This is a genomic window from Micromonospora musae (assembly GCF_003626545.1).
In the GTDB taxonomy this organism is placed as follows: Bacteria; Actinomycetota; Actinomycetes; order Mycobacteriales; family Micromonosporaceae; genus Micromonospora; species Micromonospora musae.
This window is the reverse complement of sequence record NZ_RAZS01000001.1, coordinates 768,253-795,220: the sequence shown is the minus strand read 5'-3', so window position 1 is coordinate 795,220 and position 26,968 is coordinate 768,253. Positions and strand designations below refer to the sequence as shown.

The 26,968-nt window shown below is 73.4% G+C and carries 28 protein-coding genes; 17 read left to right on the top strand and 11 right to left on the bottom strand.

Translation table 11 applies throughout. The features are described 5' to 3' along the window. Positions 1–40: 40 nt before the first annotated feature. Both D7147_RS03725 and D7147_RS03720 read right to left on the bottom strand, forming a co-directional pair. Positions 41–1,240, bottom strand: a complete 1,200-nt coding sequence (locus D7147_RS03725; protein WP_120673792.1) for a GNAT family N-acetyltransferase — start codon at positions 1,238–1,240, stop codon at positions 41–43. Then, entirely contained in the window at positions 1,240–1,962 is a 723-nt protein-coding gene (locus D7147_RS03720) for a PP2C family protein-serine/threonine phosphatase (RefSeq protein WP_120673791.1), read from the bottom strand. Before D7147_RS03720 ends, D7147_RS03725 begins: the two co-directional genes overlap by 1 nt. Positions 1,963–2,024: 62 nt before the next feature. On the opposite strand from D7147_RS03720, the gene D7147_RS03715 reads away from it, so the two are divergent. Next, positions 2,025–3,122, top strand: coding sequence for a response regulator transcription factor (locus D7147_RS03715; protein WP_120673790.1), 1,098 nt, complete (start codon positions 2,025–2,027; stop codon positions 3,120–3,122). A 64-nt stretch (positions 3,123–3,186) separates the two neighbouring features. On the opposite strand, the gene D7147_RS03710 is transcribed toward D7147_RS03715, so the two are convergent. Then, positions 3,187–3,744, bottom strand: coding sequence for a helix-turn-helix domain-containing protein (locus D7147_RS03710; RefSeq protein ID WP_233562890.1), 558 nt, complete (start codon positions 3,742–3,744; stop codon positions 3,187–3,189). Between the two features lie 59 nt (positions 3,745–3,803). Here D7147_RS03710 and D7147_RS03705 point away from each other — a divergent pair, with 59 nt between their 5' ends. Next, positions 3,804–5,018, top strand: a complete 1,215-nt coding sequence (locus D7147_RS03705) for a benzoate/H(+) symporter BenE family transporter (protein WP_120673788.1) — start codon at positions 3,804–3,806, stop codon at positions 5,016–5,018. A 12-nt stretch (positions 5,019–5,030) separates the two neighbouring features. Here the strand turns inward: D7147_RS03705 and D7147_RS03700 are convergent, their stop codons facing one another. From D7147_RS03700 to D7147_RS03685, 4 genes are all read right to left on the bottom strand, one after another. Continuing rightward, positions 5,031–5,399: a hypothetical protein gene (locus D7147_RS03700; protein WP_120673787.1), complete on the bottom strand. Its 369-nt coding sequence runs from the start codon at positions 5,397–5,399 to the stop codon at positions 5,031–5,033. Between the two features lie 63 nt (positions 5,400–5,462). Beyond that, positions 5,463–5,714 carry a hypothetical protein gene (locus D7147_RS03695; RefSeq protein WP_120673786.1) on the bottom strand — a complete coding sequence of 84 codons (252 nt, stop codon included), beginning with the start codon at positions 5,712–5,714 and terminating at the stop codon, positions 5,463–5,465. An 81-nt stretch (positions 5,715–5,795) separates the two neighbouring features. After that, entirely contained in the window at positions 5,796–6,266 is a 471-nt protein-coding gene (gene mscL / locus D7147_RS03690; RefSeq protein ID WP_120673785.1) for a large conductance mechanosensitive channel protein MscL, read from the bottom strand. A gap of 39 nt (positions 6,267–6,305) precedes the next feature. After that, complete coding sequence (locus D7147_RS03685; protein ID WP_120673784.1) at positions 6,306–6,989, bottom strand: FadR/GntR family transcriptional regulator; 684 nt, start codon at positions 6,987–6,989, stop codon at positions 6,306–6,308. A 50-nt stretch (positions 6,990–7,039) separates the two neighbouring features. Here D7147_RS03685 and D7147_RS03680 point away from each other — a divergent pair, with 50 nt between their 5' ends. Then, complete coding sequence (locus tag D7147_RS03680; protein ID WP_120673783.1) at positions 7,040–8,323, top strand: MFS transporter; 1,284 nt, start codon at positions 7,040–7,042, stop codon at positions 8,321–8,323. 10 nt (positions 8,324–8,333) lie between these two features. Here D7147_RS03680 and D7147_RS03675 read toward each other — a convergent pair whose 3' ends face one another. Next, entirely contained in the window at positions 8,334–8,690 is a 357-nt protein-coding gene (locus D7147_RS03675; protein WP_120673782.1) for an STAS domain-containing protein, read from the bottom strand. A gap of 165 nt (positions 8,691–8,855) precedes the next feature. Between D7147_RS03675 and D7147_RS03670 the strand changes: the two genes are divergently transcribed. The 6 genes from D7147_RS03670 to D7147_RS03645 are packed head-to-tail and all read left to right on the top strand — an operon-like array spanning position 8,856 to position 14,459. Continuing rightward, the gene (locus D7147_RS03670; RefSeq protein WP_120673781.1) at positions 8,856–9,713 is read left to right on the top strand and encodes an STAS domain-containing protein; all 858 of its coding nucleotides are present in this window, start codon (positions 8,856–8,858) and stop codon (positions 9,711–9,713) included. Next, a complete protein-coding gene (locus D7147_RS03665; protein WP_120673780.1) occupies positions 9,713–10,138 on the top strand; it encodes an STAS domain-containing protein in 426 nt (141 codons plus the stop codon). The genes D7147_RS03670 and D7147_RS03665 overlap by 1 nt, the downstream gene beginning before the upstream one ends. After that, entirely contained in the window at positions 10,135–10,554 is a 420-nt protein-coding gene (locus D7147_RS03660; protein WP_120673779.1) for an ATP-binding protein, read from the top strand. Before D7147_RS03665 ends, D7147_RS03660 begins: the two co-directional genes overlap by 4 nt. 38 nt (positions 10,555–10,592) lie before the next feature. Next, complete coding sequence (locus D7147_RS03655; RefSeq protein WP_199734071.1) at positions 10,593–11,564, top strand: SpoIIE family protein phosphatase; 972 nt, start codon at positions 10,593–10,595, stop codon at positions 11,562–11,564. After that, positions 11,561–12,919, top strand: coding sequence for a sensor histidine kinase (locus tag D7147_RS03650; protein ID WP_120673778.1), 1,359 nt, complete (start codon positions 11,561–11,563; stop codon positions 12,917–12,919). Before D7147_RS03655 ends, D7147_RS03650 begins: the two co-directional genes overlap by 4 nt. Before the next feature lies 1 nt (position 12,920). Continuing rightward, positions 12,921–14,459 carry a response regulator gene (locus D7147_RS03645; RefSeq protein ID WP_120673777.1) on the top strand — a complete coding sequence of 513 codons (1,539 nt, stop codon included), beginning with the start codon at positions 12,921–12,923 and terminating at the stop codon, positions 14,457–14,459. Positions 14,460–15,033: 574 nt separating this feature from the next. Here D7147_RS03645 and D7147_RS03640 read toward each other — a convergent pair. After that, positions 15,034–15,855, bottom strand: coding sequence for a helix-turn-helix domain-containing protein (locus D7147_RS03640; RefSeq protein WP_120673776.1), 822 nt, complete (start codon positions 15,853–15,855; stop codon positions 15,034–15,036). 31 nt (positions 15,856–15,886) lie between these two features. Here D7147_RS03640 and D7147_RS03635 point away from each other — a divergent pair, with 31 nt between their 5' ends. The 6 genes from D7147_RS03635 (at position 15,887) to D7147_RS03610 (ending at position 21,953) form a co-directional block, all read left to right on the top strand. Beyond that, positions 15,887–16,459 (top strand): TIGR03086 family metal-binding protein, encoded by a 573-nt coding sequence (locus tag D7147_RS03635; protein ID WP_120673775.1) that lies wholly within the window; start codon positions 15,887–15,889, stop codon positions 16,457–16,459. A gap of 58 nt (positions 16,460–16,517) precedes the next feature. After that, positions 16,518–17,072: a PadR family transcriptional regulator gene (locus D7147_RS03630; protein WP_120673774.1), complete on the top strand. Its 555-nt coding sequence runs from the start codon at positions 16,518–16,520 to the stop codon at positions 17,070–17,072. Next, positions 17,050–17,751: an ABC transporter ATP-binding protein gene (locus D7147_RS03625; protein WP_120673773.1), complete on the top strand. Its 702-nt coding sequence runs from the start codon at positions 17,050–17,052 to the stop codon at positions 17,749–17,751. The genes D7147_RS03630 and D7147_RS03625 overlap by 23 nt, the downstream gene beginning before the upstream one ends. Then, positions 17,748–19,277, top strand: coding sequence for an ABC transporter permease (locus D7147_RS03620; protein ID WP_120673772.1), 1,530 nt, complete (start codon positions 17,748–17,750; stop codon positions 19,275–19,277). The genes D7147_RS03625 and D7147_RS03620 overlap by 4 nt, the downstream gene beginning before the upstream one ends. Before the next feature lie 112 nt (positions 19,278–19,389). Then, entirely contained in the window at positions 19,390–19,812 is a 423-nt protein-coding gene (locus tag D7147_RS03615; RefSeq protein ID WP_120673771.1) for a superantigen-like protein SSL4, read from the top strand. Continuing rightward, complete coding sequence (locus D7147_RS03610; protein WP_233562889.1) at positions 19,809–21,953, top strand: bifunctional polysaccharide deacetylase/glycosyltransferase family 2 protein; 2,145 nt, start codon at positions 19,809–19,811, stop codon at positions 21,951–21,953. Before D7147_RS03615 ends, D7147_RS03610 begins: the two co-directional genes overlap by 4 nt. Positions 21,954–21,994: 41 nt before the next feature. Here the strand turns inward: D7147_RS03610 and D7147_RS03605 are convergent, their stop codons facing one another. Next, positions 21,995–22,186, bottom strand: a complete 192-nt coding sequence (locus D7147_RS03605; protein ID WP_120673770.1) for a hypothetical protein — start codon at positions 22,184–22,186, stop codon at positions 21,995–21,997. Between the two features lie 156 nt (positions 22,187–22,342). Here D7147_RS03605 and D7147_RS03600 point away from each other — a divergent pair, with 156 nt between their 5' ends. Further along, on the top strand, positions 22,343–23,296 hold the full coding sequence (locus D7147_RS03600) for a threonine ammonia-lyase (protein WP_120673769.1): 954 nt from the start codon (positions 22,343–22,345) through the stop codon (positions 23,294–23,296). 54 nt (positions 23,297–23,350) lie between these two features. On the opposite strand, the gene D7147_RS03595 is transcribed toward D7147_RS03600, so the two are convergent. Beyond that, complete coding sequence (locus tag D7147_RS03595) at positions 23,351–25,447, bottom strand: S9 family peptidase (protein WP_120673991.1); 2,097 nt, start codon at positions 25,445–25,447, stop codon at positions 23,351–23,353. A gap of 102 nt (positions 25,448–25,549) precedes the next feature. Between D7147_RS03595 and D7147_RS03590 the strand changes: the two genes are divergently transcribed. Continuing rightward, entirely contained in the window at positions 25,550–26,902 is a 1,353-nt protein-coding gene (locus D7147_RS03590; RefSeq protein ID WP_120673990.1) for an FAD-binding oxidoreductase, read from the top strand. The last annotated feature ends 66 nt before the right edge of the window (positions 26,903–26,968 follow it).

The following is a 26,968-nucleotide window of genomic DNA, read 5'->3' as shown; positions in this document are numbered from 1 at the left end:
GTGCCGGGCGCGGCCGCGGACCGGGACCTGGCCGGAGCCCTCAGAAGTCGGCGAAGAGGTACGGCACCTGGCGCGGGAAGATCCGGCGCAGCTCGGCGGCGGCGTCGGCCGGCACCTGCCCGAGCCCGCGCAGCTGCACCTCGATCGGGTCGAGCACCCCGTACGCCAGCGCGGAGAGCCCGGCCGCGGTGAGCGTGGCCGCCGGCACGGAGGTGGAGGTGGCGGTGGCCGTACCGCCGCGCAGCTCCAGCGAGCCGGTGGTGCCGTCGAGCAGGTGCGTGCCCGCGAGCCAGCGGTCGTCGGTCAGCTCGACGCGGACCCGCCCCGGACCGGCCGGCAGCCCGGACAGCGCGTCCAGCGTGAGCAGGCGGCCCATCGGGGCCGAGGAGCCCGGCCGGGCCGTCAGCGCCTGCACGTGCACGGCCAGGTCGGTGAGCCAGAGCTCCGGCAGCTCGTCGGCGGCCAGCCGCACGCTGACCCGCTCCACCTGGTCGACGTGCCGGGCGAAGAACTGCAACAGCAGCGACCGGGCGTACGGGTCGGTGAAGAGCAGGTCGTCGGCGATCAGCTCGCCACCGTGGTCGTCGATCCGGTACGTCACCGCCCCGGTCACTGCCCCGTCGACGCGGGCGGTGAGCAGCCACCGGTCGTCGTCGTCGCGCAGCCGTACGTCCCGGTAGTCGGGGAAGACCGCGAACCCGTGCCGTTCCCGCAGGCAGCGTTCGGTGAACTCGCGCCACGCCGGGTAGCCGGTGCCGATCCGCTCCCAACCCACCTCGCCGGGCAGCTCGGCGCGGAGCAGTGGGGCCAGGTCGGCGGGGGAGAAGGTGACCGTGCGCGGCTTGGGCAGCCCGACGTAGCCGAAGCGGGCGTAGAAGCTGGGGCGGAACGGGTAGAGCGCGGTCAGCGCGTGCCCCTCCTCGCGCACCTCGTCGAGGAGCTGGTGCAGCAGCGTCCGGACGTGCCCCTGCCGGCGGGCCAGCGGGTGGGTCGCCACCCCGGCGACGCCCGCCATCGGCAGCACCGCGCCGCGCAGGTTCTGCCGCATCGGGATGCTGGTGGCGGCGGCCAGGGTCTCCCCCTCCGCCTCGACGATCAGCGTCCGGTTGCCCTCGTGGTAGGGCAGGTAGCGGGGGAACTCGTCGACCCGGCGCGAGGGCGACGCCTCGAAGGCGTACGCGCTGAGCACGAAGCTGGTGGTCAGACGCTCCTCGGAGCTGATCCGGCGGATGGCTCCCATCAGGCCACCAGGGTGACGTCGGAGACCACCACTGTCACGTTGTCCGGCGCGCCGGCCTGGTGGGCGAGCTTGACCAGCTGCTCACCGCAGAGCTGCCGGTCGCCGTACGCGCCGAGGGCCACCGCGATCGCCTCCTTCTCCACGTAGTCGGAGAGGCCGTCGCTGCAGAGCAGCAGCCGGTCGCCGGCCTGGACGGTCAGCGTGCCGATCGTGGGTGGACTGTCCGCGCCCTGCACCGCGCGCGTCACCAGGGAGCGCTGCGGATGGTGCCGGGCCTGGTCGGGGGTGAGCGCCCCCTGGTCGACCAGCGCCTGCACGAACGTGTCGTCCCGGGTGAGCTGCGTCAGCTTGTTGTCCCGCAGCAGGTAGCAGCGCGAGTCACCGACCTGCGCCAGCACCAGCGTCTCACCGGCGAGCAGGGCGGCCGTCAACGTCGTACCCATGCCGTCGCGGGCCGGGTCGACGGTGATGGCCGCGTGGATGCGCTGGTTGGCGGTGCTCACCACGGCCCGCAGCGCGTCCGTGGCCGCCTCCGGCTCGGTCGGCGGGGCCAGCTCGTCCAGGATCCGGATGACGATCTCGCTCGCCACCTCCCCCGCGGGCAGGCCGCCCATGCCGTCTGCGACGGCGACCAGCCGGTCACCGGCGAGGGCGGAGTCCTCGTTGTTGGTCCGGACCAGGCCGATGTCGTTGAGGATGGCCGAGCGGAGGATGAGCGTCATGCGCTTAGCTTGCCAAGAACACCCCGCCCGCGTCTCTACGCACTACTGCGTAGGGTTGAGGAATGATGCCGGTGTCCCTGGTCGGACGGGCCAGTGAGCTGGCCGAGTTCGACCGGGCCTGGTCCACCGTGGTTGCCGGGCGGCGGGCGGCGCCGACCGTGGCGGTGGTCACCGGAGACGCCGGAGTGGGCAAGAGCCTGCTCGTCGCCGCGGCCCTGGAGGCGCTGACCCCGCGTCCGGCGGTGGTGCTCGCCGGCGCCGCGCGGGTGCACAGCCCCGCCCCGTACGACTGGCTGGCGGCGGTGCTCAGCGGACGGGACACCAGCGACCTCGACCTGCCGCCGGACGCGCTGGCCTGGTTGGCCCAGCATCCGACCTCGCCCCGGGAGCGGTACACCCCCGGCGCCCTGCTGCGTCTCGCCGTCCGGACGGTGCGGCTGCTCGTGGGCGCCGGACCGGCCGTGCTGGTGGTGGAGGATCTGCACGCGCTCGACCCGGCGAGCCTGAACCTGATCGGCGAGCTGGCCACCGCCGCCGAGCTGCCCGCGCTGCTCGTGGTCGCCACCCGGCCCGCCGGGGAGGCCGTCGCCCCGGATCTCGCGGTCCGCGCGCTGTCCCGGCTCTGCGGCGTACGCGGCGTCGTGCGCCAGCACCTCGGGCCGCTGCGCGCCGCCGAGGTCGCCGAGCTGCTGAGCCAGGTGTACCCCGGTGCGCGCCCGTCCGGGCGGCTGGTGAGCGCGGTCTGGCGGCGGACCGGCGGCAACCCGTTCGCGTTGACGGAGTTGCTCGCCGCGCACGCCGGTCACCCGCTGGAGGCGCTGATCCGGCCGCTGCCCACCCCCGCTCCTCGGCAGTCGACCCGTTCGGCGGGCTCCCGCCGCGCGGCGGAGTCGGCTCGGCCCGCGCTCCGGGCCGGCCATCCGGTCGCGACGTCCGGCGTACGGGAGGCGGAGCTGACCGGTCGGGAGGTCGAGGTGCTCGGCTGCCTGGTCGCCGGGATGTCGAACAAGCAGGTCGCGAAGGCGCTCGGCATCTCGGTGCGCACCGTCACCGTGCACGTGTCCAATCTGCTGCGCAAGACCGGGGCGGCCTCCCGGACGGAGGTCGCGCTCTGGGCCGTACAGCGGCGGCTTCCGGTGCCCGTGCCCGTCGAGCGCTGAGCCGGCGCGCGGCGCTCAGCGGCGGGTGCTCGCGCCCGTCGAGCGCTGAGCCGGCGCGCGGCGCTCAGCGACGTGGGTAGCGCAGCAGCAGGCTCGCGTCGACCTCCTCGTCCCCGACCGCCGCGTAGCTGTGCGGCACGTCGGAGACCCAGCGCAGGTACCCGCCGGCGGGGGCGGTCGACGGCGCGTCGGCCGGCCCGGCCCGCAGCACCCCGGAGAAGACCGTGACGTGCTCGGTGACGCCGGGCTGGTGCGCCGGGGAGAGCTGACCGGTCCCCGGGCGGACCCGCATCCGGTAGAGCTCGTAGGTCGCGTCGGTGTCGGTGAAGACCTCCAGCAGGGTGGCGTGTACCGCCGCGCCGTGCACGGTCGGCGTCGCGGCCGGTTCGGCGAGCACCGCGGTCAGCGGCACGCCGAGCTGGGCGGTGATCGCGTAGAGCGTCTCCAGCGTGGGATTGCGGACGCCGTTCTCCAGCCCGGAGAGGGTCGCCTTGCCCACGCCGGCGAGCCGGGCCAGGGCGGAGAGCGAGATGCCCTTCTCCTCGCGCAGGCCGCGTACCCGGGCACCGATCATGCTCGGGTCGGCGTCGAGCCGGCGGCGGCCTGGTGGTGGCTGGGGCACCCCGCTATGGTGCTACAAACCATCGTTCCGTAAACGGAACGGCGTGCGAGGGGGCGGGTGTGGCGGGACGACTCCAACCGGTGCTGGCGGGCGTGGTCACCGCGCTGGTCGGCTTCGCCAGTTCGTTCACCGTCGTGCTGGCCGGCCTGCGAGCGGTCGGGGCTGACACCGGCCAGGCCGCCTCGGGGCTGCTGGCGCTCTGCGTGGCGTCCGGGCTCGCCGCCGCCTGGCTCGGCCTGCGCCACCGGATACCGATGAGCGTCGCCTGGTCCACCCCGGGCGCGGCGTTGCTGGTCGCCACCGGGCCGCTCCCCGGCGGCTGGCCCGCCGCCGTCGGGGCCTTCCTCGTCTCCGGCGTGCTGATCGTGGCGGCCGGGCTGGTCCCGCCGCTCGGCCGAGCGGTGGCGGCCATCCCGAAGCCGATCGCCGGCGCGATGCTCGCCGGGGTGTTGCTGCCGCTCTGCGTGGCGCCGGTACGCGCCCTGGTCGAGGTGCCCCGGCTGGCCGGTCCGGTCGTCGTCGCCTGGCTGCTGCTGCACCGGTACGCCCGCCCCTGGGCGGTGCCCGGAGCGCTGGTGGTCGCGGTGGTGGCGCTCGCGTCGACCTCGGCCGGCGCCGGCCTCGGCGCGGTCGGGCTGCGCCCCGTGGTCGAGCTGACTCCGCCCTCCTGGAACGTGCCGGCCCTGATCGGGGTCGCGCTACCGCTCTTCCTGGTCACCATGGCCGCGCAGAACGTGCCCGGCATGGCGGTGCTGGTCGGCTACGGCTACCGCCCGCCGTTCACCGCCGCGCTGCGGGCCACCGGCGTCGCCGGTCTGCTCGCCGCCCCGGCCGGCGGCCACGCGGTGAACCTCGCCGCGATCACCGCCGCGCTGGCCGCCGGTCCGGACGCCCATCCGGACCCGGACCGGCGCTGGATCGCCTCGGTGACGGCGGGGATCGGGCTCGCCCTGCTCGGGCTGGGCGCCGGGGCGGCGACCGCGCTGGTGGCGATCGCGCCACCGGTGCTGATCGAGGCGGTCGCCGGGCTGGCGCTGCTCGGCGCGCTGGCCACCGCGCTGACCTCGGCGGTGACCTCGGCCGTGGCCGAGCCGGAGCGGCGCGAGGCCGCCGTGGTCACCTTCGTGGTCACCGCCTCCGGGGTGACCCTGCTCGGCGTCGGCGGCGCATTCTGGGGCCTGGTCGCGGGCTGCCTGATGCTGCTGCTCTTCCGCCGCCGCCGGGCCGAGCCGGCTCCGGCACCGGAGGCCGAACCGGCGTTGACCCGGCGCTGATCCGGCGGCCGGTCACTCCTCGGCGGGCAGGTCGGCGGCGGGCACGTCGAGGCGTACCCGGCCGTCGGCGACGGTGGCGATCCAGTCGGCGGGTACGTAGACCGCGCCGAGGTCGGCGAGCCCGCCGCTCACCTTCAGGTATCCGCCGTGCAGCAGGCGGGCGGCGAGATCCGCCGGAACACCCGGCTCCTCGACCGCGGTCGACTCGATCAGCTCGTCCAGGCTGCTGCCCGGGTCGGCGGTCGGCGCCTGCACCGTCACCGCGTTCGGGTCACCCCGTTGGACGAGATCCACCGTGCCGATCTCGACTCCGTCGGCGTCGATCACCGGCATCCCGGTGGTGATCCGGGAAATGGTCTGCTGGTCGCCCTGCTGCCTCATTCCGACGCGGTTCCCGGGGCGGCGCGACGCTAAACGCCGCCCCGGGCCGACCCGCCGTGCGGATCAGCCGTTCGACGCCCCCCAGCCACCCGGCGGGCGGGGCGACAACTCCCGCCAGCCGTCCGCCCCTTCGAGCAGCGCGCGGACCGTCGCCTCGGCCTCGTCGGCACCGTCGTACTCGTAGAAACGGGAGACCCCCTCGGCGCCGCCGGCCCGCTGCTCGATGTGCCACCGGTCGCCGTCCACGCGGAGGAACACGTCCCGCCGCGCCAGCCGCCCCCATTTCCCGTTCCACCAGTGCTTCCGCTGCTCCATGCGCGGACTCTATCGAACATACGTACGAGAATGTGCGGCCCCCACGGGAATCCCGTGGGGGCCGATGTGCCGCTGCCGGGTTCAGCGCGCGGTGGGCGGTTCCTGCCGGCCGAGCACGTCGTCGAGCGCGCCGCGCTGCTGCGCGGGCGTCCGGTGACCCGCCGCGACCAGCGCGTCGCGGATCTCGGTGAGCAGCTTGACCTCCTCGCTGGGCGCGGCCGGCGGCGGCTCCTCGCCCCGCCGCCGTCGCTCGGCCAGCCTGTTCATCGGGTAGACGACCAGGAAGTACAGCGCCGCCGCGGTGAGCAGGAACGTGATCAGCGCGTTGATGAACGCGATCCAGTCGAAGTCGACGCCCCGAATGGTCCACATGGCGCCCTTGAGGCCGTCCTCGCGACCGGTGATCACAAGCGTGATCAACGCGATGAGCGGCTTCAGGAAGGAGGCGGTGAGCTGGGTCACCACGCCGGTGAACGCGGCGCCGATGACGACGCCGACCGCCAGGTCGACGACGTTGCCCCGCATGATGAAGTCTTTGAAGCCCTTGAGCATCCGTACTCCCGCGCTGTCCGGTTTTCCGTCCGGGACAACCTAAGCCCTGGGCGCTGCCTCCAGGTAAGCCCCGGCCTCGCGGGCCGCCCGCTCCGGATCGCCGGCCCGGATGGCCTCCACCATGCGGGCGTGGTCGATGTACTGCTCCGCCGTGAGCGCCCCGCCCATCGTCTCGACGAGGCTGCTGCGCAGTGCGGCGCCGAACGAGGCGTACAGCTCGGCGAGCAGACGGTTGTGCGCGGCGGCGATCACCGCCGTGTGCAGCACGACGTCGGCCTCCACGAACTCGTCGGCCCGGCCGCCGTGCCACGCCGCCTCGCGGGCCGCGAGCGCGTCGTCGAGGGCGACCAGATCCTCGGGCGTACGCCGGAGCGCGGCGAGCCGGGCGGCCTCCACCTCGAAGGCGCGGCGGACCTCGATCACCTCGGTCACCCGGTCGCCGGTGAGCTGACGGGCCACCACGGGAGCGAGTTCGTCGGTCGAGACCACGTACGTCCCGGAGCCCTGCCGGCACTCGAGCACACCGGCGTGCTGGAGCGCCCGGACCGCCTCGCGGACCGTGTTGCGCCCGACCCCGAGCGCCGCGACCAACTGCGGCTCGGTGGGGATGCGGCTGCCGACCGGCCACTCGCCGGCCAGGATCCGCTCCCTGAGCTGGGCGATCGTCTCGCGTATCCGCTGCCCGCGCGGGGGCGGCGGTGGGGAATTCGCCGACCGTGGCACTGGTTACATCACCGGCCCGAAATTCATCCCATGATTGTAGGTTCGACGGTATGACTCCGCCACCACCCCCTACCAGCACCGCCGAGCCGACAGTCGTTCCCGCCGACACCGCGCCGGCCGGCCCGCGCTCGACGCCGACCCGGCCGAGCGGCCCGGTGGCCGGCGCCGCCCTGGTGCTGGTCGGGATGCTGCTCGTCGCGCTCAACCTGCGCGCCGCGATCACCAGCCTGGGCGCCCTGCTCGACGAGGTCCGCGACGGTATGGGGCTCTCCGGGGCGATGGCCGGCGTCATCACCACCCTGCCCGCCATCGCCTTCGGCGTCTTCGGCGCGCTCACCCCCCGGCTGGTCCGGCGCTACTCGCCCCCGCGACTGCTGGCGGCGGCGATGGTGCTGCTCGCCGCCGGGCAGCTGGTCCGGGTCGGCACCACCTCCACGGTGGTCTTCCTCGTCGGCAGCGCCGCCGCGCTCGCCGGGGTGGCGGTGGCGAACGTACTGCTGCCGCTGCTGGTCAAGCAGTACTTCCCGCACCGGATCGGGCTGGTCACGGGGGCGTACTCGATGACGCTCACCGCCGGCGCGGCGACCGCCGCCGCGACCACCGTGCCGATCGCCCACCTGCTGGGCTCCTGGCGGGCCGGGCTCGCCGTCTGGGCCGGGCTGGCCGCGGTGGCCGTACTCCCGTGGCTGCCCCTGGCGCTGCGGCGCGGCACGACCCGGCGGGCCGCCACCACGACCGAGCCCACCCCGGCCCGGGTCCGCCCGGCGCGAACCCGGCTCGGCTGGGCCATGGCCGTCTACTTCGGGACGCAGTCGCTCAGCGCGTACGCGATCATGGGCTGGCTGGCCCAGCTCTTCCGCGACGCCGGTTTCCAGCCGGAGCAGGCCGGTCTGCTGCTCGCCGGGGTGACCGCGCTCGGTGTGCCGATCGCGCTGCTCATGCCGACCTTCGCCGGTCGGCTCCGCTCACTGCGCCCGCTGATGCTGGCGCTCTCCGCCGCGATGGCGATCGCCTACGTCGGCGTGGCGCTGGCGCCGCACCGCGGCGCGCTGCTCTGGGTGGTGCTGCTGGCGATCGGGCAGAGCGCGTTCCCGCTGGCGCTGGCGATCATCGGGATGCGGGCCCGGACGACGGAGGGGACGGTGGCGCTCTCCGCGTTCACCCAGAGCACCGGCTACCTGATCGCGGCCATCGGCCCGCTGCTGGTCGGCATTCTCTACCAGGCGACCGGGGGCTGGACCGTGCCGATCGGCTTCCTGGCGGTCGCGCTCGTCGTGCAGACGGCCGCAGGCATGATCATCGCTCGTCCCCGGCACGTCGAGGACGAGCGATGAACGAGAGCGGTCAGGAGGAGGCGGGCGTCGGATCCCCGGCGACCGCCTGGTCGACCGTCGGGTACGTCTGGAGCACCTCGACCAGGCCGCTGACCTCGAGGATGCGCAGCACGCCCCGCTGAGGCGCGGCCAGCCGGACCACGCCCCCGACCTCGTCGCTGCTGTTCTTGGCCCGTACGAACACCGACAGCCCGGTGGAGTCGCAGAACGAGACCTCCGCCAGGTCGAACACCAGACGGCTGCGCCCCTTGTCGAGCAGGTCGGTGATCTGGTCCTGCAGCTGCGGTGCGGTCGCCATGTCCAACTCGCCCGCGACCGACACGACGACCACGTCGCCGCGTTGTTCCGTCTGCACCGTCAGGGACATTCGCCAGACCTCCTGTTATCGGTGGAACGGTATCCCACGATCCTGGCCGTGCGCAGAACGGGCGCGGCCATCTGGTGGCCATCATCATTCCGTTGCCTTGCGGCAAGTAGTTGGGCAGGTTCCGGTGATAGAGTCCGCCCGGTCCGGGTCGAGGGGGGTTTGATAATGGCACTGACTGCCGAGGAGAGCGGCCGGCTCGCAGCCCTGCTGAGCGAGCACGTCGACCAGGTCACGCAGCGTTGGACGGAGACGGTGGCGGCGTCGCTGCGCGGCCGGCTCAGCCAGGTCGAGCTGCGCTCGCAGCTCCAGGAACTCCGCCAGGCCATCGTCACGACGGCCGAGAACGGGATCGTCGACCTCGACGCCGAGTACGCCGCCGAGCTGCGCGCCGTGCTCGCCGAGCTGTCCCGGGGACGGGCCCGGCAGGGCTTCTCCGCCACCGAGACGGCGATCAGCGTCTTCGCGCTCAAGGAGGTGCTGCTGGAGCTACTGGAGTCCCACGGCGGCGAGAGCACCCTCCGCGACTATGTGGCGTTCTCCGCCCTGATCGACACGATGGGCCTGTTCACCTTCGAGAGCTACGTACGCACCCGGGAGGGGCTGATCGCCGACCAGGCGGAGCAGCTGCTCGAGCTCTCCACCCCGGTCGTCAAGCTCTGGGAGGGCGTCGTCGCCGTGCCGCTGGTCGGCACCCTCGACTCCGCCCGGGCCCAGGTGGTGATGGAGCGGCTGCTCCAGACCCTGGTCGACACCGGCTCGCCGTACGCGATCATCGACATCACCGGCGTGCCGGCGGTGGACACCCAGGTCGCCCAGCACATCCTCAAGACCGTGGTGGCCGCGCGGCTGATGGGTGCGGACTGCATCATCTCCGGCATCCGCCCGCAGATCGCCCAGACGATCGTGGCGCTCGGCATCGAGTTCGGCGACATCGCCACCAAGGCGAGCCTCGCCGACGCGCTGCGCCACGTACTGCGCCTCACCGGCGTCGAGACCACCCGCCGCTCGCGCAGGGGGGCCTGATGGAGCGGGTGCCGATTCTCAAGATCGGTGAGATCCTGCTGGTCTCGATCCAGCTCGACATGTCCGATCAGACGGCGCTCCAGCTCCAGGAGGACCTCGCCGAGCGGATCGTCGCCACCGGCTGCCACGGCGTGATCATCGACATCACGGCGCTGGACATCGTCGACTCGTTCGTCGGGCGGATGCTCTCCAGCATCGCGTCGATCTCCAAGGTGCTCGACGCCGAGACCGTCGTGGTGGGGATGCGCCCGGCGGTCGCCATCACCCTGGTCGAGCTGGGGCTGTCGCTCAACGGCATCCGGACCGCGCTGAACGTGGAGCGCGGCATGGAGCTGGTCGCCGACGCCCGCGCCGACGAGTTCCCGTACGACGACGAGCTCGCCGACGGGTCCGACGACGATCCCGAGACGACGAGCTCACCGTGACCGCAGGCATCGACCTGGATCAACCGCACGCGCAGGCGATCCGGAGCGACGAGGACGTGGTACGCGTCCGGCAGCTGGTCCGTACGGTCGCGGTGGCCGCGAAGCTCTCCCTGGTCGACCAGACCAAACTGGTCACCGCGGCGAGCGAGCTGGCCCGCAACACGCTGGTCTACGGCGGGGGCGGCGGCGTCGAGGTCGCGACTGTGGACAACGGGCGACGCCGCGGGGTGCGGATCATCTTCGCCGACTCCGGTCCGGGGATCGCCGACCTCAACCTGGCGCTCACCGACGGCTACACCACCGGCGGCGGGCTCGGCCTGGGGCTCAGCGGCGCCCGCCGGCTGGTCGACGAGTTCGACATCGACACCGGAGTCGGCAAGGGCACCCGGATCACCGTCATCAAGTGGGCTCGGTGACCGACGACGCGGTCGGTGACCGCGGCGTCTGGTTCCGGATGGAGTCGGGGAGCACGGGCAGCGCTGTACGCCGCGCCGCCGAGCGCCTCGGAAAGCGGCTCGAGCTGGGCGAGACGCGGACGGCGGACCTGGCCATCGTCGCCGCCGAGCTGACCAGCAACCTCGTCAAGCACGCCGAGGAGGGCGCGCTGCTGCTCCGCCCCGTGCGCCGCGAGCGTGAGGCGGGCGTGGAGCTGATCGCCGTGGACTCCGGGCCGGGCATGGCGGACCTCGCCATCTCCTCCCAGGACGGACACTCGACGGTCGGCACGCTCGGCATCGGCCTCGGCGCGATAGTCCGGCAGGCCAACTGGTTCGACGGCTACTCGCGACCCGGCCGGGGCACAGTTCTCGCCGTCCAGATCTGGCCCTCGGAGATCGACGAGACACCCTGGGCCGGTGGGCTGACCCGGCCGCTGAGCGGTGAGCCGGTCAGCGGGGACGGGTACGCCGTCCGGACGATCGAGGGTCGCCCCCAGGTGCTGGTCGCCGACGGGCTGGGCCACGGCCCGCTGGCCTGCGTGGCGAGCGACGCCGCGATCGCCGCCTTCCACGCCGCCCCGCCCGGCTCCCCGGCGGCGGTGGTGCAGCACCTGCACCGATCGATGTCGCACACCCGGGGCGCCGCGCTGGCGGTGGCCGAGCTGCCGCCGTCGACAGGCGTCCTGCGCTACGCCGGCCTGGGCAACATCGCCGCGCAGGTGGTCACGCCGGACGGGCGGCAGCGGGGCCTCGTCTCCCTGCCGGGTATCGCCGGCCACCAGCGTCCCGTGATCCGCGAGTACGAGTACCCCTTCGAGGCGGACGCTCTGCTCGTGATGCACAGCGACGGCGTGGTCGACCGCTGGCGGCTCGACGACCTGCCGGGGCTCGTCGACCGCTCCCCGCTGGTGGTCGCCGCGACACTGCTGCGGGACGCGGGCACCCGCCGGGACGACGCCTGCGTGCTGGTGGCGAGGGCGTCGGCATGAGCACGGTGCCCGACCGCCCGCCGCTGCTCCAGATGGCGCTGCGCGTCGAGCACGACATCTTCGTGGTGCGCCAGCGGGGCCGGGAGGTCGCCGCGGCGGTGGGCCTGGAGCACCAGGACCAGGTGCGGGTCGCCACTGCGCTCAGCGAGGTGGCCCGGGACCTGCTGGGCATGGTCGGCGGCGCGGATGTCACGTTCCACCTCGACGAGACCCCCGACGGCCGACGCCACCTGCGGGTGGACCTGCTTCCGGTCCGACCGCTGCCCTCCGGCCGGTACGAGCCGCAGTCCGGCGCGGTGGCACGGCTCGTGGACAGCCTGGGCACGATCGGGGTCGGCCGGGATACGGTCGTGAGGATGTCGCGACGTGTCCCGGTCACCGCGCAGGCGCTGACCCCGGAGCGCCTCGCCGAGCTCCGGACCGAGCTCGGCCAGAGCACCCCGGGCAGCGCCCTGGACGAGTTGGCGGCGCAGAACCAGCAGTTGATCGCGACTCTCGACGAGGTGCGGGAGCAGCGCGACGAGCTGGCGGTGCTGAACGAGGAGCTGCAGGAGACGAACCGGGGCGTGCTCGCGCTCTACGGGCAGCTCTCGGAGGAGCTGGAGGAGACCAACCGGGGCGTGGTGGCGCTCTACGCCGAGCTGGACGAGAAGTCGGCCCAGCTGCGGGCGGCGAGCGAGTCGAAGAGCCGGTTCCTGGCCAACGTCAGCCACGAGCTGCGGGCGCCGGTGACGGCGATCATCGGTCTCGGCCGGCTGCTCGCCGACTCGGCGTCCGACCCGCTCACCCGGGAGCAGGCCCAGCAGGTGGAGCTGATCCGCTCGTCGGCGGCCGACCTGCTCACCCTGGTCAACGAACTGCTCGACCTGGCCAAGGCGGAGTCGGGGCGGATCGAGGTGAACTGGTCGGAGGTCGACCTGCGGCCGATCTTCGGGCAGCTGCGCGGCACGCTGCGCGCGCTCGCCGCCGGTCGCCCGGTGGAGCTGGAGGTGGAGGAGCCGCCGTCGGCCACGCTGCGTACCGATGAGGTGCTGCTCGGCCAGGTGCTGCGCAACCTGTTGCACAACGGGCTGAAGTTCACCGAGCGCGGCGAGGTGCGGCTGCGCGCGCACCTTCGGGACGACCGCTGGGTGCTGACGGTCACGGACACCGGCCCGGGCATCGCGCCCGAGCTGCACGACCGCATCTTCGAGGAGTTCTACCAGGTGCCGGGGGTGACCCGGGCCGGTGGCACGGGCCTCGGGCTGCCGTACGCGCGCCGTCTCACCACGCTGCTCGGCGGCACCCTGGAGCTGACCAGCGAGCCGGGTCGGGGCAGCACCTTCACTGTCACCCTGCCGGTGGGCGGAGCCTGAGGTGCCCGCCCAGGCGACCGTGCTGGTGGTCGACGACAGCCGGACCAAGCGATACCTGCTGGTCAGCTGGTTGACCCGGGCCGGGTTCCAGGTGATCGAGGCGGAGAACGGCGCCGACGCGTTGACCCGGGTCGATGATGACCACGTGGACCTGGTGGTGCTCGACGTGCGGCTCCCCGACGCCAGCGGTTTCGAGGTGTGCGAGCAGATCAAGAGCCGGCACCCGGCCATGCCCGTGATCCACGTGTCGGCGCACGCGGTGGACGTCGTGGACCGGACCCAGGGGCTGACCCGGGGCGCGGACGCGTACCTCGCCGAGCCGATCGAGCCGGACGAGCTGATCGCCACCGCGCACGCGGTACTCCGTTACTACCAGGCCCGGCAGCGCGCCGAGCTGCTCGCCGCTCGGATGCTCGCGCTCGCCGACACCACGGTCGCGGCGCACGCCGCGTCGACGTTCCGGCAGCTGCTCGAGGCGGCGGCGTCCGGTGCCGCCGAGATCTTCAAGAGCCCGGCGGTGGTGGTCGGGGAGACGGCCGACGGCGAGCGTCTCGCCGGGGTGGCTGCCGGTCAGGGGCTGGGCGCGTCGACGGTGCCGTGGACGGTCGAAGACGACAGCGCGGTGCCGGTCGGCACCACGGTCCGGGTCACCGACCCGGCGCAGTGGGCGCTGCTGGACTGGCCGGCCGGCGACACGGTGACGGTGGCCGCCGCCCGGCTGCGGGAGGACCGGCCGCCGCTCTACGTCGTGGTCCCCACCAAGACCCAGACCGAACGTACGCCGGCGCTCGTGCAGTTGGTGCAGGCGGTGGCCGCGGCGGTGGAGGCCCAGCGGTCGTACGACGAGGAGCACCGCATCGCGGTGACGCTCCAGCGCAGCCTGCTCCCGCAGCGGATCCCGGAGATCAACGGTCTCGACCTCGCGGTGCGCTACGAGCCCGCCAGCGCGCGGACCGAGGTGGGGGGCGACTTCTACGAGCTGGTGATGCTCGACGGGCACCTGCTGCTCGCCGTCGGCGACGTGGCAGGGCACTCGCTGCACGCGGCGACGGTGATGGCCGAGCTCCGGCACGCCGTCCGGGCGTACGCGGTGGAGGGCCACCAGCCCGGCGCGATCCTGCATCGGGTCAACGAGCTGATGCGCACGTTGCTGCCGAACGAGTCGGCGACGCTCTGCGTGTTGCTGCTGGATCCGACGACGGGGCGGGTCCGGCTGGCGAGCGCCGGTCATCTGCCGCCGGTGCTCAACGTCGACGGCAAGGTCGAGTTCGTCCAGCACTCGGCGCCGCTGCTCGGGGTCCGCGCCGAACGCCCGGCGGATCTGGAGTTCGTGCTCCCGCCCGGGGCGACGCTGGTGTTCTACACCGACGGCCTGATCGAGCGCCGGGACGCGACCATCGACGAGGGGCTGGCAGCGCTGGCCGACGTCGCCGCGCAGGTGGACGAGGACCTGGACCGGTTCTGTGAGCGACTGCTGGTGCAACTCACCCCGCCCGAGATCAACGACGACGTCGCAGTGGTCGTGCTGCGTCGCAGATGACCGTGCGCTCGGTGCCGGTGTTCGTGATCGTGCCGCGCCTCTGATCGTGCCGAAGCCGCTGATCGTGCCGACTCGCTGATTGTCTCGGGTCGCTGATTGCGCAGGGTGACCATCGCGCGCCGAATACGCAGCGTCACTCTCGGCATGGGGCGGCTACTACCCCTTCGCTCGCTTTGCTCTGCACCCCTATACGCACCACCAAGCTGAGCTGCGAATCCTCTGGGGACCTTGAGCGTCCGACCGCGAGCGGCAGTTACTTTCGGTTATTGGCGCGTATGGGGGTGCAGAGCAAAGCGTCCACAGGGGTGTGTCCGCCGGAGCGCCGATATCACGCAGGGTGAGGTCCGCGCCAGGGAACGTGGGCGCGCTCGCGCAGGCTGCCCCCGTGGTGGACGCTCCCCGGCGTTGATCGGCCCAGGCGGGCCGAGATGCAGGCCCCGGCGGCGTCCGACCGACGTGCGGGCCCGGGCCGACCGGCGTGCGGGCTGCGCGCGGGCCCGGGCGACAGGTCTGCGGTTCCGATCGAGCGACGCGCAGGCCGGTGCGGGGCGGGCGGGGTCGGGCGGGGGCCGGATCAGGCGAGCGAGCGGGCGTAGGCGGCGGGGGAAGTTCCGGTGACCGCGGTGAACTCCCGCACGAGGTGCGCCTGGTCGCTGTAGCCGAGATCGGCGGCGAGTCGCGCCCAGTCCGGCGGCGGCCCGCCGGTGGCCTGCTCGATGACCTCCTGGATCCGGTACCGGCGGATCACCCACTTCGGACCGACGCCGACCCGCTCCAGGAAGAGGCGTTGCAGACGGCGGGTGGTGAGGCCGTGCCGCCGGGCGAACGCGTCCACCCGAAGCACCGTGCGGTCGGTGCGGATCTCCTCGACCAGGCGGATCACCTCCTCGGTGACGGGGTCCGCCCCGGCCTGCGGCGCCCAGCCGGTGAGCAGCGCGTCGAGGCGGCGGCAGCGGTCGGCGTCCGTACCGTCGCAGGTGTCGCCGGTCGGTTCGCGGGCCGGCGGCCAGCGCTCGGCGAGTTCGGCGAGGGGCCGGCGGTGGCCGGTCAGCTCGGCGACCGAGCCGCGCCAGAACGGGTGGAAGCCGCCGGGCCGGAACTGGACGCCGCTGACCCGGCCGACTCCGGTGAGAGTGATCGAGAAGAGCGCCAGCCCGACCCCGGCGACCTCACCGCAGGCCGGACCGTCGCCGTCGCGACGGAAGACCAGGTTCACCGCGGGATGTGGTACGACGTGCTGCGCGAACGGCTCGGTGAGCTCCCAGTCGACGAACCAGTAGTGCTCGATCCACGGACGCAGCAGCGCCGCCGGCAGATGCCGGCGGAACCGGACCTGTCGCAGCATCCGGTCGGGGGCGAGGATTCCCCGGCTGTCGCCACGCGGTCGCTGTCGCATTTTTTCAAGACCACCCTCATAAGCTCGGTCTATGGCCACAGAGACTAGTGATTTGCTGGCGGCTGCGGCGCCGCCCACGATCGCGGTGGTGCGCGGCGTCGCCGACGACCAGCTGCACCTGCCGACGCCGTGCCGCGACTACTCCGTACGTGATCTGCTCAACCACCTCTTCGAGGTGGTGGTCAACTTCCGGGACCTGGCGGCGAAGCGCCCGGTGACCTGGGCGGAGAAGCAGGACTTCCTCACCGACGACTGGCGGAGCCGGTTCGAGGTGGAGACCGAGCGACTGATCGCCGCCTGGGCCGATCCGACGAGCCTGGAGGGCGTCTCGCCCGGCATGGGCATGCCGCAGACCATGGTGGGCGGCATGGTGTTGCTGGACTTCACCGTGCACGGCTGGGACCTGGCCGTCGCCACCGGCCGGCCGTACGCCCCGGCGCCACAGGCCACAGTGGCGCTGCAGCAGCTGACCGAAGAGCTCGGCCCGACAGCCCGGCAGATGGGTGTCTTCGCCGAACCGGTGCCGACCGGTCCGGCCGTGCCCGACCTGGACCGACTGCTCGGCCTCACCGGGCGCGACCCCCGCTGGACCGCCGTCGGCTGACGCCGGCACCGGGCACGGCCCGTTGACACGGATTATTCACCGAGTGAATAGTGGACGGGTGTCCACGCCGCACGTTCTGCTCGGGCTGCTCGCAACGGGCGACAAGCACGGCTACGAGCTCAAGCGTGCCCACGACGAGCGGCTTCCGCAGGCCCGACCCCTGGCCTTCGGCCAGGTCTACGCGACCCTGAGCCGGATGCAGCGCGACGGACTGGTGACCGTCGCCGGTCAGGAGCGCGACGGCGGGCCCGACCGGACCACCTACGCGCTGACCGGCGAGGGACGGGCGGCGCTGGACCGGTGGCTGAACGACGTCGAACCGCCCTACCCGTACGTGACCAGCACGCTGCTCGCCAAGATGGCGGTGGCGCTGCTGGTCGCCGACGTGGACCGGGTACGCGCCTGCCTCGCCGCCCAGCGCCAGGCGCACACCGCGCGGCTGCGCGAACTTACCGTGCTGAAGCACGCCCCGTCGGCCACCCTCGACGACGTCGTGGCGGCCGACTTCGCCATCGCTCACCTCGACGCCGACCTCAAGTGGCTGGCGACCACGTTGAGCCGTGTCGCCGACTGGCACCGGGAGGTGCGGCATGAGCCAGCTCCAGGCCCGTGACCTGACCAGGTCGTACGGGCGGACACCCGCGTTGCGCGGCGTGACGCTCGACGTCGACGAGGGAGAGATCGTCGCGGTGACCGGGCCGAGCGGCTGCGGCAAGTCGACCCTCCTGCACTGCCTCGCGGGGATCCTGCGGCCCGACGCCGGCGAGGTGATCTGGCGCGGTGAGCGGCTCGACACCAGGCCCGAGGCCGACCGGTCGCGGCTGCGCCGCACCGAGTTCGGTGTGCTGTTCCAGTTCGGTCAGCTCGTGGCCGAGCTGACCGCGGCGGAGAACGTCGCGCTTCCGCTGCTTCTCGCCGGCACGGGGCGGCGAGCGGCACGGGAGACGGCGTTGAGCTGGCTGGAGCGGTTCGGTGTGGCGGAGTTGGCCGACGTCCGGCCGGGTGAGATGTCCGGCGGGCAGCAGCAGCGGTGCGCCACCGCCCGATCGCTGGTCACCGGACCGCGGGTGCTCTTCGCCGACGAGCCGACCGGCGCGCTGGACACGCTCACCGGCGAGCAGGTGCTCACCACACTGGTCCGGCTGGCCCGGGAGCAGCGCACCTCGGTCGTGCTGGTCACGCACGAGCCGCGCATCGCCGCGTACGCCGACCGGGAGGTGACACTCCGCGACGGGGCGGTCGAGCACAGCGGCCTCGAGCTGAACGTGCCGTCGACCGGCGGTGCCCGGTGAGACCGTCCGCGCTGCTCCGGCTCGCCCTGGCCGGGACCCGCACCGACACGGTACGGGTGCTGCTCACCGCGTTCAGCGCGGCGCTTGCGGCGCTGGCCGCGTTCGCGGCGCTCACCGTGCTCGCCATCCCGACGCCACCGGCCACCGCCGACAACATGGTCCGCTGGTCCGAGCAGTACTCCAACGCGCTCTTGCGGGAGCCGGGGCTGCGGGGCGGCACGGCGTTCGCCCTCGTACTGCTCATGGTTCCGGTGCTGGCCCTGGCCGGGCAGTGCGCCCGGCTCGGCGCCCCGGCCCGGGACCGCCGGCTCGCCGCGCTCCGGCTCGCCGGCGCCACCCCGGGACAGGTCACCCGGCTCGCGATGCTGGAGACCGGCGTCGCCGGCCTCTTCGGCACACTCTGCGGGCTCGCCCTCTACCTGGTCGGCCGCGAGCTGCTGCACCGGCCGGACGAGCGCGGTCAGCTCGCCCTCCCCACCGACGTTCTGCCGCACGCCGGCGCGCTCGCCGCGGTCGTGGTCGGCCTGCCGCTGGTCGCCGGGCTCGCCACCGCACTGATGCTGCGCCGAGTGATCACCACGCCGTTGGGCGTGACGCGCCGGGCGGCTCGGGAACGCGGTCCCGGCCCATGGGCGGGAGTGCTGATCGTCGTCGGCGTGGCGGCGTTCATCCTCGGGTGGCCGGTCCTCCTGCGACGGACCGTGGACGGGCCGTTCGTCGGACTCGCGCTGTTCCTCATCGCCGCGGGCGGGCTCGCCGCCATCCTCGGCACCGTGACGGGTACCGGCTGGATCTCGCACACCACCGGTCGGCTGCTGCGCCGGTACGCCCGGCACCCCGCCCCGTTGCTCGCCGCCGGCCGGCTGATGAGTGATCCGTGGGCCGGCAGCCGTGCCTTCGCCGCCCTGCTCGCGGCGGTGACCTTCGGCGCCGGAGCGGCCGGGCTGCGCTCGCACTTCGTCACCGAGGACCGGCTGGCACGCCAGCAGAACCGACTCGCGGGCGTCGAGGCGGGCGCGAATCCGTTCTACCTGAACACGATCAGCCTGGTGGACCTCGCGGTGACCGTCGCGGTGTTGATCGCCGCCGCGGGTCTGCTCGTCGCCGTCGTCGAGGGCGTCGTGGCGCGGCGGCGAGCGTACGCCGCGCTGACGGCGACCGGTGTGCCGCGAACCACGCTGGCCTGGTCGCTCGTCTGGCAGGCGGTGCTCCCCGCCGTACCGGCGATCCTGTTGGCGTTGACCGTCGGTGCGGTCCTGGCCCGGGCCCTCTTCGGCGACGCCGACCGCGGCCCGTCGACGACCTCCGTCTGCGACGCCGGCGCGCAGCTCTGCGCCGACCCGGCGACGCGGGAGCAGTACACCCGGATAACCGAAAGCCCGGCGGTGCACGCGGTGCCCGACGTACCGCTGGAACAGTTGGCGCTGCTCGGGGGCGGCGCCCTCGCCGCGGTGCTCGCCACGGTCTTGGTCGGTCTGCTCTTCCTGCGACCGAGCACCGCGGTAGAGGAACTCCGGGCCACCTGACGGTGTAACACCCCGACTCCGGGGGGCGCTTTGAGCCTCGGGGCCCGGGATGTCGGGCCTCTCACCGAGGGTCGGACGGGCCTCGGTGCAGTCGGCCGTGGGAGTTCACCAGATGCAGAACCAGCCGGGTGCCGCGCCGCCGGTGTTCGTCGACCGGAGCGGTCGCCGCCGTCGGCTGACGGTGATCGCCGGTACAGCCATGGGCCTGGGTCTGCTCACCAGCATCGCGCTGATCCTCGCCGGTCTCTTCTTCGACGCCCCCGTGCCGGTGCCCGGCTGGCCGGACTCGCGGCCCGCACAACCCGTCGAGGCGGGGCTGGACGACCGTGCGGGCCTCGGGGAATCCCCCTCCGTGAGCCCCACTCCGATCACCCCCTCGACCGCACCCGCTCCGACGCCCGCCCGCTCGGTGAGTCCGGACGCCACCGGAACGACCCCGCGCACCGCCCAGCCCGCCCGGACCGACCATCCGGGTCAGGGTGACGAGCACCGCAGCACGGCGAAGCCGAACAGGTCCCCGGGCAAGCCGCAGTGACTCCGCCCCCTCGACACGCGGCCCGACGGGACCCCCGGGCGCACTGGTTCCTCCTCCTGCTCGGCGTGCTGATGCTGCTCGCCACGCTCACCGTGCACGGTCTGGTGACCGGACTCGGTGGCGGCTCCGGCCGGACCGTCCAGGACAGCACGACCGACCGGATGGCCCCGCCGAAGAGCGTCACGGGAGCCGGACCGGTGCTCCGGCTGGATCGGCCCGAACCGGTCAGCCGGGCGATGCCGGACCGGACCATCGCGCTCACCTTCGACGACGGGCCGGACCCGCGCTGGACGCCACAGGTGCTGGATGTGCTGCGGCGGCATCACGCCCACGCCACGTTCTTCGTCGTCGGCGCCCGGGTCAACGAGCACCCCGAGCTGGTGCGGCGGATTCTCGCCGAGGGACACGAGATCGGCTCGCACACCTTCACGCACGCGGATCTCGCCGCCGCGCCCGCCTGGCGCCGGGAGCTGGAACTCTCCCTGACCCGCAAGGCGATCGCCAGCGCCACCGGGCAGCAGGTCACCCTGCTGCGACCCCCCTTCTCCTCGGTCCCGTCGGCGCTGACCGGGGCGGACTACGACGCGCTGCGTACCGCCGCCGGCAGCGGCCATGTCGCCGTGCTCGCCGACCTGGACACGCGTGACTGGCAGCGCCCCGGCGCCGCGCAGATCGTCGAGGCGGCCACACCGGCCGGCGGCCGTGGTGCGGTGGTGCTCATGCACGACGGGGGAGGCGACCGCGATCAGACGGTCGCCGCGCTGGACCGGCTGCTGCCGGAGCTCACCCGTCAGGGGTACCGGTTCACCACCGTCTCTGCGGGGATCGACGCGCCCGAGTCGGCCGTTCCGGCGGGCCCCGGCACTCGGATCAGCGGCACACTGGTGCGCTGGACCCAGGTTGCGGCCGGCTGGGTGGCCAGCGGAATGAACCTGCTGCTCGGCATCGCACTGGTGCTCGGCGTGGTCCGGCTCGCCGTCCAGGTGTTCTGCGCCCAGCGGCACGTCCGCCGGGTGCGCCGGCGCGCCGATCACCGAGACCGGCCCGAGGTGCGTGCACCGGTTTCGGTGATCGTGCCGGCCTACAACGAGGCTGCGAACATCGCCGCGACGGTCCGGTCGCTGATGGCGAGCGACTATCCGGCGCTGGAGGTGATCGTGGTGGATGACGGGTCCACCGACGGCACCGCGGACATCGTCGAGCGGATGCGGCTGCGCGACGTACGGGTCATCCGGCAGTCGAACGCCGGCAAGCCGGCGGCTCTGAACACCGGGATCCGGGCCGCGCGCGCCGGACTGCTGGTCCTGGTGGACGGAGACACGGTGTTCCAGCCGGACACCGTGCGCCGGCTGGTGCAGGGGTTCGTCGACCCGACGGTGGGTGCCATCTCCGGCAACACGAAGGTGGCCAACCGCCGACGGCTGCTCGGCCGCTGGCAGCACCTGGAGTACGTGATCGGCTTCAACCTCGACCGCCGGATGTACGACGTGCTGGAGTGCATGCCGACGATTCCCGGCGCGATCGGCGCGTTCCGCCGTGATGTGCTGCGCTCCGTGGGCGGGGTGCCGGGGGACACCCTGGCGGAGGACACCGACCTCACCATGAAGGTGCTGCGGGCAGGTTGGCGGGTGGTTTACGAGGAGAGCGCGATCGCCTGGACCGAGGCGCCGTCCACGCTGCGGCAGCTGTGGCGGCAGCGGTACCGCTGGTGTTACGGCACGATGCAGGCGATGTGGAAGCACCGCCACGCGCTGCACGAGCCAGGAGCAGGCGGCAAGCTGGGCCGGCGCGGCCTGCCGTACCTCACGGTCTTCCAGCTCCTACTGCCGTTGACCGCTCCGGCGGTCGACGTCTTCGCCCTCTACGGCCTCCTCTTCCTGCCCTGGTCGACGCTGGCCCTGTCCTGGTTCGGGCTGCTGCTGCTCCAGGCGTTGACCGCCGGCTACGCGCTGCGGTTGGACCGCGAACGCCTCGGCCCGCTGTGGGCGCTGCCGCTGCAGCAGGTCGTCTACCGCCAGGTGATGTATCTCGTCGTGGTGCAGTCCGTGGTCACCGCGGTGATCGGCAACCGGCTGCGCTGGCATCGCATGGTGCGTACCGGCGAGGCGGCAGCCCTGCTCACCACGGGCCGCTCGGGCTGACCGGTCCCGACGTCGGGCGCTCGTCGTCGGCCCCGACGTGCTCAGGCCGGTGGGTGGAACAGCCCCGCCGACCAGGAGATGAGCAGACCGACCAACGCCGAGCAGCAGCAGACGAAGACGGCGGCCACGACCACCGCGAGGATGACCAGCGCCGGCCGCCGTCCGGCGGCTCCGGGTTCCGCCCCTTCCGCGGGTACGTCGGCCCCGTCCGGCTGCTCGTCGGCCTCGCTCACCGAGGCAGTCTAGGTGGCGCACGGCTGCGGCACGCCGAGGTCGGATGATCGCGCCCGGGTGGTGGAGCTGGTCTCCGCCGGGATGGTCGGGTTTCTCTGGGGCGGGTGCGTTCGCGGCGGGCAGCGGGCGATCAGCGGTAGGGGCAACATGGGGCGATGGAGCTGATCTCGATCGAGGACGTCCGGGCCGCCGCGACCGACATCGCCGGCACCGTGACCCGTACCCCGCTGCTGCCCGCGCCGTGGGACGCCCAGGTGTGGCTCAAACCGGAGAGCCTGCAACCGGTCGGGTCGTTCAAGCTGCGCGGCGCCACACACGCGGTCACCCGGCTCGACCCGGTGGTCCGCGCCCGCGGCGTGGTCACCCACTCGTCCGGCAACCACGGGCAGGCGCTGGCGTACGCGGCCCGCTCGGCGGGCGCGCCCTGCACGGTGGTGGTTCCGGAGGGCGCGCCGCTCGTGAAGGTCGACCGGATCCGGGCGTACGGCGCCGAGGTCGTGCTCGTCCCGCCCGCCCGGCGGCTCATCGAGGCGGAGCGGATCGTGGCGGAGACCGGCGGTGCGCTGGTGCCGCCCTTCGACGATCCGCACGTCATCGCCGGTCAGGGCACCGTCGGGCTGGAGATCGTCGAGGACCTTCCCGAGGTGGACGTGGTGCTGGTGCCGGTGGGCGGCGGTGGGCTCGCCTCCGGCGTGGCCACGGCGGTGAAGGCGCTGCGCCCGTCGGCCGCGGTGATCGGCGTCGAACCACTGCTCGCCGCCGACGCCCGGGAATCGCTCGCCGTCGACTCGGTGGTGGTGTGGGACGTCGAGCGGACCCACCGGACGAGCGCCGACGGGCTGCGCACGAACCTCTCCGAGCTGACCTTCGCGCACCTGCGGGAACGTCTCGACGGCATCGTGACCGTGACCGAGGAGGAGATCGCGGCCGCGATGGGGCGTCTGGTGCGCGACGCCCGGCTGGTGGCGGAGCCGAGCGGGGCGGTCGCGCTCGCCGCCCGGCTCTTCCACCGCGACGAACTGCCCCAGGGCCGCACGGCCGTCGTGGTCACCGGCGGGAACGCCGACCCGAGCGTGCTGGCCGGGGTGCTGACCGACGGGCCGGGCTGACGGCGACTGTGGCATCGGGAAGGGGCCCTCGGGCGAGGGCCCCTTCCCCGCACGTCAGGCGCGACCGAGCCGATCGAGGATCCAGGCGTTGATGAACGCCTCCTCGCGCCAGGAGTCGTACCGTCCGCTCGGGCCGCCGTGGCCCGCGCCCATCTCGGTCTTCAGCAGGTAGTCGCCCTGCGGCGCGGTGGCCCGCAGTCGCGCGATCCACTTCGCCGGCTCGTGGTACAGCACCCGGGTGTCGTTCAGGCTGGTCACCGCGAGGATCGCCGGATAGTCGACGGCCGTCACGTTCTCGTACGGCGTGTACGACTTCATGTACGCGTACACCTCGGGATCGTCGAGCGGGTTGCCCCACTCCTCCCACTCGGTGACGGTCAACGGCAGCGACGGGTCGAGGATCGAGGTGAGCGCGTCCACGAAGGGCACCTGCGCGACGATCCCGGCGAAGGCGTCCGGGGCGATGTTGGCGACCGCGCCCATCAGCAGCCCGCCGGCGGACGCGCCGCGCGCCACCAGCCGGTCGTCCGCCGTCCAGCCCGACTCGACGAGGTGCCGGGCGCAGGCCACGAAGTCGGTGAAGGTGTTCTTCTTGGCCAGCAGCTTGCCCTGCTCGTACCAGCGCCGGCCCAGCTCGCCGCCGCCCCGGATGTGCGCCACCGCGTAGACGACTCCCCGGTCCAGCAGGGAGAGCCGGGCCACCGAGAACCACGGGTCCATGCTCGCCTCGTACGAGCCGTAGCCGTAGAGCTCGCAGGGGGCGGAGCCGTCGCGCGGGGTGCCCTTGCGCAGGACCAGCGAGATCGGAATGCGGGTGCCGTCGTCGGCGAGCGCCCAGTCCCGGTGCTGCTCGTAGGCGTCCGGGTCGTACGGCCGCCCGTCCGGCCCGGGAAGCACCGGCTTCTGCTTGCGCAGCACCATCTGCCGGGTCACCAGGTCGTAGTCGTAGACCGAGTCCGGGGTGATCAGCGAGGAGTAGTGCAGCCGGATCTGCCCCGTCCGGTACTCGGGGTTCGCGTCCAGGCCGACGCTGTAGAGCGGCTCGGGGAAGTCGATGTCGTACCCGTCGCCGCCGCCGATCGGCAGCACCCGCAGCCCGGTCAGCCCGTCCGTACGAAGCGAGACCACCAGGTGGTTCTCGAACGCGTCCACCGCCTCCAGCCGGGTGCCGGGGGAGTGCTCGATGAGCGGCACCCAGTCGCCCGGCGTGTCCGCCGAGGTGTACGCCAGCGCGAAGTCCTCCGCGCCGTCGTTGTGCAGGATCAGGAAGCGGTGGCCGTGGTGCTCCACCGTGTACTCGACGCCCTGCCGGCGGGGCGCGACGGCGGCCGGCAGCCCCGTCGGGTTGCCGGCCGGGATCACCAGCACCTCACTGGTGATCTTGCTGTGGATGTCGATGACGATGAACTTCTCGGAACGGGTCAGCTCGACGCCGACCCAGAACCGCTCGTCGTCCTCCTGGTGCACCACCACGTCCTCGGCGGAGGGCGAGCCGATGGTGTGCCGCCAGACCCGGTACGGCCGCCAGGCGTCGTCCACGGTGACGTAGAAGAGCACCGACGCGTCGCTCGACCAGGCGGAGCCGTAGAAGGTGTCCGGCACCTCGTCGGGGAGCAGCTCGCCGGTGGTCAGGTCCTTGACCCGCAGGGTGAACCGCTCGTCCCCGGAGAAGTCCGTCGAGTACGCGAGCCAGCGTCCGTCCGGGCTCACGTCGAACGCGCCGAGCGCGAAGAAGTCGTGCCCCTCGGCCAGCTGGTTGCCGTCGAGCAGCACCTCCTCGCCGTCGAGCGGTGCGCCGTCGACGCTCACCGGCGGCTCGGTCTCGCCGTCGCGAACGGCGCGCCGACACTGCACGCCGTACTGCTGCCCCTCGACCGTGCGGGCGTAGTACCAGTAGCCGCCCTTGCGGGTCGGCACCGACAGGTCCGTCTCCTGGGTGCGCCGCCGGGTCTCCTCGAACAGCTGCTCGCGGAGCTCGGCCAGGTGTGCCGTGCGCGCCTCGGTGTAGTCGTTCTCGGCCGTCAGGTAGGCGATCGTCTCGGGGTCGTCCTTGGCCGCCAGCCAGGCGTACTCGTCGATGACGGTGTCGCCGTGGTGCTTGCGCTCCGCGGGCACCCGCTTGGCCTGGGGCGGGGAAGTGTCGGTGGTCACGGCCGCCACGTTACCGGCCGAGCACCGATCGTCGCCGGGTACGCGCACCGCCTCCGCCGCGATTCCCCACCACGGCATTCGAACGCATGTACGATGACCGGCATGGCGGCTGCAGCGAGTTCGATCGACAGGTCCGGAGCGCTCGAGATCACCCAACGGCTCACGGAGATCTGCGGCCCGCCGTTCGCCCGGTTCGCCGGCCCGGCCGACGAGGTGGCCGGGCGCGCCGCCCGCTGGGTCGCGGTGCCGGGCGGCCCGCAGGCGGCGGCTGAGGTGCTCCGGCTCGCGGCGAGGCACGGTCTCACGGTGGTTCCCCGGGGTGCCGGCACCAAGATCGACTGGGGTGCGGCACCGGAGCAGGTCGACATCATGCTCGACACCGGCCGGCTCGCCGGGATCGGCCACGAGCCGGTCGGCGCGGCCGTGGCCGAGGTGGGGGCCGGCACACCGCTGCGGGCGGTGCAGGCGACGCTCGACCGCACCGGCCAGCGGCTCGCCGTCGACGCGCCCTCGCCCGGTGCGACCCTGGGCGGCGTGCTCGCCGCGGGCGAGGCCGGGCCGCTGCGGCACCGGCACGGCACGCCCTGCGACCAGCTGGTCGGCGTGCGCTACCTGACCGCCGACGGCGAGCTGGTGAGCGCCGGCGGTGGCGCGCCCGGGCTCGACCTGGCGCGCCTGCTCTGCGGATCGCAGGGGGCGCTCGGCGTGCTGGTCTCGGCCACCCTGCGGGTGCAGGCCGTGCCGGCCACCCGACTCTGGGTCTCCCGTCCGGTCTGGACGCCGCTCGAGGTGCACGACCTGGTGCGCACGATCCTCGCCGCGCGCCTCGATCCGGCCGCGATCGAGCTGGACCTACCCGCCCTGCCCCGGCCCCGTCGCCCGATCGACCCGACCGGTCCGGCCGCTGCGGCCCGCGCTCGCCACCCCTCGATGGGCGGGCGGGCGGACGCCCCGTCCCGGGCGGGCAGCGTCGTGGTGCTGCTCGAAGGTGGTCCGGCGGAGGCCGTCGAGCGGGCCGAACGCCTGGTGTCCCTTCTCGACGGCGCCCTGGTCACCCACTCGGCCCCGCCGTGGTGGCGGCGTTACCCGTTCGGGCCGGGCGACACCGCGTTGCGGATAGAGGTGCCGATCACCGACCTGCATGCGGCCGTCTACGCACTGCGTGACGCGGCGGGTGCCCCGGTGCCCGTACGCGGCTCCGCCGGCCTCGGCGTGGTGCACGCGGCGCTGCCCGGCTCGCTCCCCGCCGACCGGATCGCCTCGATCCTGGCCGCCGTCCGGGGCGTGCTGCTGGCGCGCAAGGGGCGGTGCGTGGTCCTGTCGGCGCCCACCCCGGTGCGCCGCGCGGTCGACCTCTGGGGCGAGCTGACCGGGCTGCCCCGGCTGCGCGCCGCGAAGGCGCACCTCGACCCGCACCACCGGCTCGCCCCCGGCCGCCTCCCCGGCGGCGGCTGACCCCACCGTGAACTCTGGTCCTTGATCGACTCGGGATCCTTGAAGTCGGGCTGTCCGTACGACCCG

What these genes read in the sequence shown, in the direction of transcription:
- D7147_RS03725 (WP_120673792.1), bottom strand. Translation starts at nt 1,240, where the DNA reads ATGGGAGCCATCCGCCGGATCAGCTCCGAGGAGCGTCTGACCACCAGC.
- D7147_RS03650 (WP_120673778.1), top strand. Translation starts at nt 11,561, where the DNA reads ATGAGCACGGTGCCCGACCGCCCGCCGCTGCTCCAGATGGCGCTGCGC.
- D7147_RS03720 (WP_120673791.1), bottom strand. Translation starts at nt 1,962, where the DNA reads ATGACGCTCATCCTCCGCTCGGCCATCCTCAACGACATCGGCCTGGTC.
- D7147_RS03665 (WP_120673780.1), top strand. Translation starts at nt 9,713, where the DNA reads ATGGAGCGGGTGCCGATTCTCAAGATCGGTGAGATCCTGCTGGTCTCG.
- D7147_RS03615 (WP_120673771.1), top strand. Translation starts at nt 19,390, where the DNA reads ATGCAGAACCAGCCGGGTGCCGCGCCGCCGGTGTTCGTCGACCGGAGC.
- D7147_RS03655 (WP_199734071.1), top strand. Translation starts at nt 10,593, where the DNA reads ATGGAGTCGGGGAGCACGGGCAGCGCTGTACGCCGCGCCGCCGAGCGC.
- D7147_RS03590 (WP_120673990.1), top strand. Translation starts at nt 25,550, where the DNA reads ATGGCGGCTGCAGCGAGTTCGATCGACAGGTCCGGAGCGCTCGAGATC.
- D7147_RS03625 (WP_120673773.1), top strand. Translation starts at nt 17,050, where the DNA reads ATGAGCCAGCTCCAGGCCCGTGACCTGACCAGGTCGTACGGGCGGACA.
- D7147_RS03680 (WP_120673783.1), top strand. Translation starts at nt 7,040, where the DNA reads ATGACTCCGCCACCACCCCCTACCAGCACCGCCGAGCCGACAGTCGTT.
- D7147_RS03695 (WP_120673786.1), bottom strand. Translation starts at nt 5,714, where the DNA reads ATGGAGCAGCGGAAGCACTGGTGGAACGGGAAATGGGGGCGGCTGGCG.
- D7147_RS03670 (WP_120673781.1), top strand. Translation starts at nt 8,856, where the DNA reads ATGGCACTGACTGCCGAGGAGAGCGGCCGGCTCGCAGCCCTGCTGAGC.
- D7147_RS03715 (WP_120673790.1), top strand. Translation starts at nt 2,025, where the DNA reads ATGATGCCGGTGTCCCTGGTCGGACGGGCCAGTGAGCTGGCCGAGTTC.
- D7147_RS03635 (WP_120673775.1), top strand. Translation starts at nt 15,887, where the DNA reads ATGGCCACAGAGACTAGTGATTTGCTGGCGGCTGCGGCGCCGCCCACG.
- D7147_RS03675 (WP_120673782.1), bottom strand. Translation starts at nt 8,690, where the DNA reads ATGTCCCTGACGGTGCAGACGGAACAACGCGGCGACGTGGTCGTCGTG.
- mscL (WP_120673785.1), bottom strand. Translation starts at nt 6,266, where the DNA reads ATGCTCAAGGGCTTCAAAGACTTCATCATGCGGGGCAACGTCGTCGAC.
- D7147_RS03700 (WP_120673787.1), bottom strand. Translation starts at nt 5,399, where the DNA reads ATGAGGCAGCAGGGCGACCAGCAGACCATTTCCCGGATCACCACCGGG.
- D7147_RS03600 (WP_120673769.1), top strand. Translation starts at nt 22,343, where the DNA reads ATGGAGCTGATCTCGATCGAGGACGTCCGGGCCGCCGCGACCGACATC.
- D7147_RS03640 (WP_120673776.1), bottom strand. Translation starts at nt 15,855, where the DNA reads ATGCGACAGCGACCGCGTGGCGACAGCCGGGGAATCCTCGCCCCCGAC.